The following is a 7613-nucleotide window of genomic DNA, read 5'->3' as shown; positions in this document are numbered from 1 at the left end:
AACGATGAGGGCGGGAATATAGGTTACTACCTTCAGTGTAATTATTGACTTATGGGGAACATAGTCTTATAATAAATAGGTTATTAGGAGGCATAAAGTGGGAATTAAAGTGCTTTTTATATATCCAGCCCCTTTTCGGATAACTGGAATTCCAATTGGTTTAGCATCATTAACTGCCGTATTAAAGAAAGAAGGATGTCAGGTAAAAATTTTTGATACGACATTTTACCGTGATGTGGAGAGAAGTCAGGCAGAAATCCGTGCCGAGCGGCTAATGTCCAAAGAGATTAAGAATGAAGATTTTATTTTACCGGAGAATCCGGGAGAATTACAAGATGACCTCATTCAGGAGATTGATTTTTATAAACCTGATTTAATTGGGATTTCCATTCTTGAGACCATGTATGGACAGAGTCAGCAAATTTGTAGTTATATTAAACACTATAATTCAGAAATCCCCATAATTGCCGGAGGCGTTTTTCCCACCTTATCTCCAGACAAAGTAATTCAAAATGACCATATCGATATTGTATGTCTTGGAGAAGGAGAAACAGCATTACCCGAACTTTGTAGAAGGATTTCTTTGAATATGCCTTATGAAGATGTGGAGGGGTTATGGGTTAAAAAGGATGGATTACAGTATAAAAATAAACCCTCAAAATTGCATGATATCAACAAACTGCCGTTTCCAGACTTTTCTGAATTTGATTCAAGGTTATTTATGAAACCAATGCAAGGGCGAATGTACAAGATGGTAAACATTGAAACTTCACGTGGATGTTATTACAACTGTACATATTGTGCTGCTCCCCAGTTAAGAATTTTTTTCAAAAAAAATGAATGTGGCAGATATGATAGGGATATGTCAATAGACAAGATCATTGAACAGATCGATTACCAGATAGAGGAACATAATCCTGAATTCATCTATTTTTCAAGTGAGAACTTTTTATCACTAAATGAAGATGCATTCAATCGTTTTGTAACAGCTTATGAAGATATCTGTATTCCTTTTTGGATACAGACCCGTATTGAAACAATTACTGAAGAACGGATCTCCGATCTGCTTAATATTGGAATGCACTGGATGACCATTGGACTCGAACATGGAAACGAGAATTTCAGAAAAACAATACTTAAACGACACTATACAAATGAAATGTTTATAGAACGGATGAATATCCTAAAAAAGTATGATATCGGCGCCTCGTTAAATAACATCATCGGTTTTCCTTTTGAGACGAGAGAGTTGATATTCGATACCATAAATATCAACAGGGAAATATTTAAAAATAATAATAAGATCGAGTCTAACGTATTTCTCTTCACACCGTTTGAGAGTTGTGAACTACACAGAGTTTGTAAGGAGAATGGATTAATAGACAATATTTCTTATGCAACCCTACATGACATGAGGGAACAATCCTTACTAAATTTTTCTCCAGAGTTTCATGAAGATCTTCAGGGTATTATCCGAACGTTCAACCTGTACGTTAAACTACCAGAAGAGTATTTCCCCGAAATATGCATTGCTGAAAAGTCCACTAAGGAAGGAAATGAGATGTTGAAAAAATTGAGTGAGCTCATAAAATAGATTTGTAAAAAATATATTTCAGAATATTTCTTACGAGACATATTAACACATACAATCACAAACCACTTATCATCATCCCACTAACACTCCTTTCATGTCTTCCTCCTCCCAACAACCCGATATTGTCATCTTCTGCGGAGGGCGGGGCACCCGCCTCTCGGAAAAGACGCGCGAAATGCCAAAGCCCTTGATTGAGCTTGGAGAGTATCCGATCCTCTGGCATATAATGAAGCTATACTCCCACTACAACCTGAACAGGTTTATTCTGACACTCGGGTATAAAGGAGAGATGATCACCGATTATTTCCTGTACAGGCACCCGCTCACACAATCCTTTTCAATGAATCTTTCAAAGCCAAAATATCCCACTTCTGATGAGGACTGGGAGATTGTATTTGTACAGACAGGCATAGAATCAAAAACTGCCCGTCGCCTTCTCCTCTGTAGAGATCAGATCCAATCGGATTTTTTCATGGCGACCTATGGAGACGGGGTTGCAGATATTGACATCCCTGCGCTCATGAAACGGCATCAGGAGCTTCGGAAGAAACATGGTGTTATTGCAACCATCACCGTCACCCGCCCATATTCAAAATATGGGATAACCACATTAAATGGCGATATTGTCCAGAGCTTCAGTGAAAAGCCGCAGATGAATGATTATATTAATGTCGGTTTCATGATACTGGAGAAGGAGATATTTGATTATATCAGGCCGGATGAAGATCTGATGTTTGAAGATACGCTTCAGGAGGTTGCTGATGATGGAAAGCTCGGCTATTACATCCACGATGGGTTCTGGCATGCGATGGATAATTACAAAGATTACGAAGATCTAAATAAAATGTGGAGAGAGGACCCCAAATGGAAGATCTGGAACGAATAGACTGGTGGCATGGGAAGCGAGTATTTGTCACGGGCTCAAGCGGCGTCATTGGTATAAACCTCATTAACCGTCTTGAACGCTATGGTGCTGATGTCGTCGCACTTGTACGGGACTGGGTACCGCGCACACGTACCCTCGGATCATGGCTTGATGGAGATGCAGGAGTTTCACTTGTGCGTGGGGAGCTGGAAGATCGGGATCTCATTATGCGGACGCTGGCCGAATATGAAACTGAATATGTCTTCCATCTGGGTGCACAGACGATCGTCGGTGTCGGCAACCGTTCTCCTGTGACCACCTTCAAGGCAAATATCGAGGGGACATGGAATCTGCTCGAAGCTGTCCGGGTGCTGAATGATTATTCTCCAGACATCAAGGCAGTATGTGTTGCATCATCTGACAAAGCATATGGGAGCAGCCCCGTTCTTCCATACCATGAAGAGATGCCACTCCATGGAGAGCACCCATATGATGTCTCAAAGAGTTGTGCTGATCTGATCGCGCAGAGCTATGGGAGGACTTACCAGCTCCCGATCTCCATTGCACGAATGGGGAATATCTATGGGCCGGGAGATCTGAATTTTAACCGCATTGTTCCAGGCACCATAAAAAGTCTCCTTGAAGGGAAAAAACCTGAGATCCGGAGTGATGGAACTCCGATTCGGGAATATTTCTATGTTGAAGATGCAGTTGATGCATACCTGACGATGGCTGAGCAGACAGCATCATTAAATCTTGCAGGAGATGCCTTCAACTTCAGCAGTGGTGAAAAAATGACGGCAAGTGAGGTGGTGGAGACGATCATTACAGTAATGGAGTCAGATGCCAGACCTGTGATCCAGAATACCAGCAGGCATGAGATACAGGATCAGTATCTCTCAATCGAAAGGGCAAAGAAGATGCTCAATTGGCATCCGCGCCATAGCTTCAGTGAGGGGCTCACCCCGACGATTGCATGGTACAGGAAGGTGCTGGCATGATAGAGGGTGTCCAGATCATCCCACTGCGGACAATTCTTGATGAGCGGGGAATGGTGCGTCATATGATGCGAACTACTGATCCCCATTTCTCAGAGTTTGGCGAGATCTACTTCTCGGTCATCTTTCCTGGTGCCATCAAGGCATGGCATGTGCACCGGAAGATGGAGCTGAACTACGCAGTCATCTCCGGCAATATCAAGCTCGTTCTCTATGATGCAAGGAAAGATTCTCAAACACAGGGCGAGTTGCAGGAGATCTTCATGGGTGAAGATAATTATGTGCTCGTTAAGGTTCCGCCACATGTGGTGAATGGGTTTACCGGTGTGGGAGGCGAGAAGGCGATCGTTGCGAACTGTGCAACCATCCCGCATGATCCTGATGAGATCGAAAGGTTTGATCCCTTTGATCCAACCATTGGTTATGAGTGGGGCATCCGGCATGGGTGAAGAGAAGACGATCCTGATCACCGGGGCAAACGGACTGGTCGGGCATCGGGCATGTGAATACCTGCGCAAAATAACGCCGTGGAAGATTATTGGCACAAGTCGACGCGAAGGAGCGCATGTTGATCTTATTGCGAACCTGACAGACATATCAGATGTTGATAGGATCCGCACCACAATACATCCGGATATAATCATCCACACAGCCGCAATATCACGAACAGATGTATGTGAACAAGAGCAGAAACTCTGTTATGACACTAATGTTACAGCAACAGCAAATCTCTGCAAAGTATTTCCAGAGGCAAAATTCATCTTTTTCTCAACATATGCTGTTTATGATACACCTGAAGGCCGTTGCGATGAGGAGTGTGAAACCCGCGCATCAAATTATTATATTCAGACGAAGCTTGACGCTGAAGAGCATGTTCAAAAAATGGCTGAATATGTAATTGTGCGGCCATCTGTTATTTTTGGCTACGTAGAGCATCTTCAGGATAGTAAAAACTATTTCATGCAGCTCCTGGCAAACATCAGAATGAAAAAAGTGATGCAGTCACCAAAGGATCAGTATTTCAACCCAATTCATGTAGACATAATTGTAGAGAGTCTAAAAAGGATTATTGAGAGGGAAGTATGCGGGACATTCAATGTCGGATCGAATGAGTCCATCAGCAAATTCGAATTTAACCGCCAGATTTTGGAGAAGTTTGGTTTTGATTCAGAATATCTCGAAGGGATCGATTCCAAACACCTTACAGTAAAGAGACCCGCAATTGGAACAATCTCATCAGCTAAGATTCAGAGGGAGCTTCTCTATGAGATTCCCCCCCTTGAAAAGATGATAGACACACTCTACTTGACATCAAGTGAAGAAGTCAAGAGATATCTTGCGGATTCAAGATGAGCAGTAATTATCCACGAGTTTCAATCTGTATTCCCACCTATAATCGGGCCGATATGGTTGGGTGTGCCATCGGGAGTGCGCTTGCACAGACTTACCAGGATATCGAGGTTGTGGTGGTGGACAATGCCTCTAAAGATAACATTGAGGAAGTTGTCGCTTCGTTTAAAGATCCCAGGTTACGGTTTGTGAAGAATGAAGAAAACCTCGGACTCTTTGGAAACTTCAATCGCTGTATAGAGGTTGCGCAGGGAGAATTCCTGCATATTCTTCACTCAGATGATTATATTGATCCTGACTTCACTGAAACATGTCTTGCATTTTTTGATGAGCATCCGAAAGTTGTTCTGACATTTACCTCCTCAATAACTCATATACAGGATCATGAAATAGAGGGGCACTATGCGAAAACAGATATGATACTACCCGCAACTGATGGCTTTCAAAAGCTTCTTCGTGAACGGTGCTTCATCACCTGCCCATCAGTGATGACCAGGAAGGAAGTATATCAACAGGCTGGAAAATACTCACTTGAATTCCCATATTCATCAGATTATTATCAATGGTTAAAGATCTCAAGGATCCTTGATATCGCATATGTTAAAGATACAAGGGTGCATTATCGCCAGGGAGAGCACTCAGAATCACATCGGCTTCTCTTTACAAATCCATCTGGATATCTTGACACTCTCAAAATCTTTGTTCAGATCATCCGGGATCTTGGAGATGAATATCCTCTATACACAAGCGATTTGAACTGCGCTCTACGCAGATATATTGGAGACTGTTTCTATGCCGGGTTCACTCGTGTGGATGGGATGAGAGGGTTTCACCCATCATTGTTTTCCGGGTTGGCTATTTTAGCTTGGACATTGACCAGACCGCAGTCACTACAGGATATTGTTGTTAAGATTGTTTATCGTTTGTTTATTTTTGGAGGAGGGGTTGCAATGTATCTTTCTCCACTCAGAAGAATATGTAAAAATCTACTTAAGAGAGGAGAAATCCCTTATTAATGTCACTGAAGGTTTCTTTTTCACTTTGATCACGCTATTTACACTATCGAAGAAAGGCTAAAAAGAGTGGAAGATAAGATTATTTATTATCAAGTAATTGAGTAAGTTCCCTAATAGGATTATCAGGTATACGAGCATATTGATTGCAAAAAACCTTTCTGGCTTCCTGTACCTCAGCATTATACCACCATGACGTAACATCATCCCAGATCTCAGATACTTTTACTGCAGCCAAATATGGATTTTGATGAAAGATACCAACCTTTTCCAACTGTTTAAAGTAAGGCAATGCACTTGAACGTAATTCCCAGTGCTCGGTGTTCCAAAAAATAATTGTTGGGATATTTTTAGCGAGTGTCTCTAAAAAAGTGGTCGCATTATAAGTTGATATAAACAAACGACAATTCTGAGTCAGTTTTTCAATTGGGCAGTCCCCAGTATCCACAGAAATATTTCGATATCGTTCTTTCCATCGAGCAATCTGATTCCATTCATAATCACTCTTTTTTTGTCTCACCAAAACATCACTTTGTATAGATGCTGGCAAAGAATCAAAAAAAGTACAAATATCATCGAAGTAATCTAACCACTGCCCTGCTATCATAGCGCTGTATAACCAATAGCTATATCGAGGTGTAGCTGCAGTAACAAGCAATGCATTCCCTTTGGGATTCCATTTTGCCTTTTTTCTTCCACCAAGTAATTTTGTGGCAACAGTAGGAATCACTTTATTTGAGGAATTCAAGCTCCATCCCCAGGAACAATACATATCACTGATAAGAATCTCATGTTCTTCATGAAATGAAAATAAACCAGATCCATAATGACCACCATGTTGAATTATGTATAATGGTACACCACAGTCCACCATTTTTGCGGACCAGGCCTTAAACACATCGTCACCTATCTGTGAAGTACCACAACAAATAAACTTCGGCTTAAGCGGGCGTGGCAATGCGGAGATCTGTTTAAGTAGTTTATTATAACCCTCTAGATAAAGAGTTGGAAGCTGAAGCGGTATTAGTGAACATAGTGCCCTTTCAAAGTTGTTAGAAAAAGGAATTTGTATCTTCCATTGCCTCAAACTTGTATCTATACATGATTGTATAGGATGAACATGCTTCCAATATTGGGGAAGCTGTCCAAGTTTTAATTGAAATTGCAATAATTTTGTGAATGGCATCAATTCAGATGAAATGAATGCATCATCTTGTTTTAATCCAAGTGTAGATAAAATATTATAATAATCAATTAAATTATTCATAATTTTGTTTTTCATACTTATGAAAGAAGGGGAGTGACTATTAGACTTAATTGATGGAGAAACACACAAAAATTTTTCACAATCAATATTTGTCCATTTTTCAATGATAAAACTATATATGAATTGATTCCAACGATCTGTGGTAGCATTCTTACTGAATTCCAACATATTACTTGAAGTATAGTTGTAATAATCATCATCAATAATTCTACAATGGGAGATATCATATTCATTAACGACCTTTTGAATCATACTCCAACGATCAAAAAAAATTGGGAGTATCCAACCAAGCCATGGTCCTAAAAGAATTCGCCAATACCGAATAGAGTGTTTTTGATTGTGAATGGAATTGAGATTTTTTGCCATTTCCGATAATATTCGCTCGTGAAGATTCATTAAATATTCATAATCCCGAAATAATTTTTGTCTATCATTCCAATGATACGGAACAACTCTTGCATCAAGTTTTGACCAAATATCTTTCCGATCATGTAACCTGCACCATTCTCCAAGAAAAATTACAGGT

The 7613-nt window shown here is 40.6% G+C and carries 7 protein-coding genes; 6 read left to right on the top strand and 1 reads right to left on the bottom strand.

Annotated elements, in window-relative coordinates; genetic code table 11:
• The first annotated feature begins 97 nt into the window (after positions 1–97).
• The 6 genes from QCH34_RS03590 (at position 98) to QCH34_RS03565 (ending at position 5823) form a co-directional block, all read left to right on the top strand.
• The gene (locus tag QCH34_RS03590) at positions 98–1594 is read left to right on the top strand and encodes a radical SAM protein (protein WP_300330222.1); all 1497 of its coding nucleotides are present in this window, start codon (positions 98–100) and stop codon (positions 1592–1594) included.
• A gap of 94 nt (positions 1595–1688) precedes the next feature.
• Positions 1689–2480: a sugar phosphate nucleotidyltransferase gene (locus QCH34_RS03585; protein ID WP_300330219.1), complete on the top strand. Its 792-nt coding sequence runs from the start codon at positions 1689–1691 to the stop codon at positions 2478–2480.
• On the top strand, positions 2459–3460 hold the full coding sequence (locus tag QCH34_RS03580) for a GDP-mannose 4,6-dehydratase (RefSeq protein ID WP_300330216.1): 1002 nt from the start codon (positions 2459–2461) through the stop codon (positions 3458–3460). The genes QCH34_RS03585 and QCH34_RS03580 overlap by 22 nt, the downstream gene beginning before the upstream one ends.
• Positions 3457–3906: a dTDP-4-dehydrorhamnose 3,5-epimerase family protein gene (locus tag QCH34_RS03575; RefSeq protein WP_300330213.1), complete on the top strand. Its 450-nt coding sequence runs from the start codon at positions 3457–3459 to the stop codon at positions 3904–3906. Before QCH34_RS03580 ends, QCH34_RS03575 begins: the two co-directional genes overlap by 4 nt.
• On the top strand, positions 3899–4810 hold the full coding sequence (locus QCH34_RS03570) for a sugar nucleotide-binding protein (protein WP_300330210.1): 912 nt from the start codon (positions 3899–3901) through the stop codon (positions 4808–4810). Before QCH34_RS03575 ends, QCH34_RS03570 begins: the two co-directional genes overlap by 8 nt.
• On the top strand, positions 4807–5823 hold the full coding sequence (locus QCH34_RS03565; protein ID WP_300330206.1) for a glycosyltransferase family 2 protein: 1017 nt from the start codon (positions 4807–4809) through the stop codon (positions 5821–5823). Before QCH34_RS03570 ends, QCH34_RS03565 begins: the two co-directional genes overlap by 4 nt.
• A 79-nt stretch (positions 5824–5902) precedes the next feature.
• Here the strand turns inward: QCH34_RS03565 and QCH34_RS03560 are convergent.
• Positions 5903–7613 (bottom strand): LIC12162 family protein (locus QCH34_RS03560; RefSeq protein WP_300330201.1); only part of this gene is annotated, 1711 nt, incomplete at its 5' end.

It is taken from the genome of Methanocalculus sp., assembly GCF_029762515.1.
Lineage (GTDB): Archaea > Halobacteriota > Methanomicrobia > Methanomicrobiales > Methanocorpusculaceae > Methanocalculus.
The sequence above is the reverse complement of the archived record's forward strand: the minus strand, read 5'-3'. Positions and strand labels throughout refer to the sequence as shown.

Coding starts and splice junctions, on each gene's coding strand:
- QCH34_RS03565 (WP_300330206.1), top strand. CDS start 4,807: ATGAGCAGTAATTATCCACGAGTTTCAATCTGTATTCCCACCTATAAT.
- QCH34_RS03575 (WP_300330213.1), top strand. CDS start 3,457: ATGATAGAGGGTGTCCAGATCATCCCACTGCGGACAATTCTTGATGAG.
- QCH34_RS03585 (WP_300330219.1), top strand. CDS start 1,689: ATGTCTTCCTCCTCCCAACAACCCGATATTGTCATCTTCTGCGGAGGG.
- QCH34_RS03570 (WP_300330210.1), top strand. CDS start 3,899: ATGGGTGAAGAGAAGACGATCCTGATCACCGGGGCAAACGGACTGGTC.
- QCH34_RS03580 (WP_300330216.1), top strand. CDS start 2,459: ATGGAAGATCTGGAACGAATAGACTGGTGGCATGGGAAGCGAGTATTT.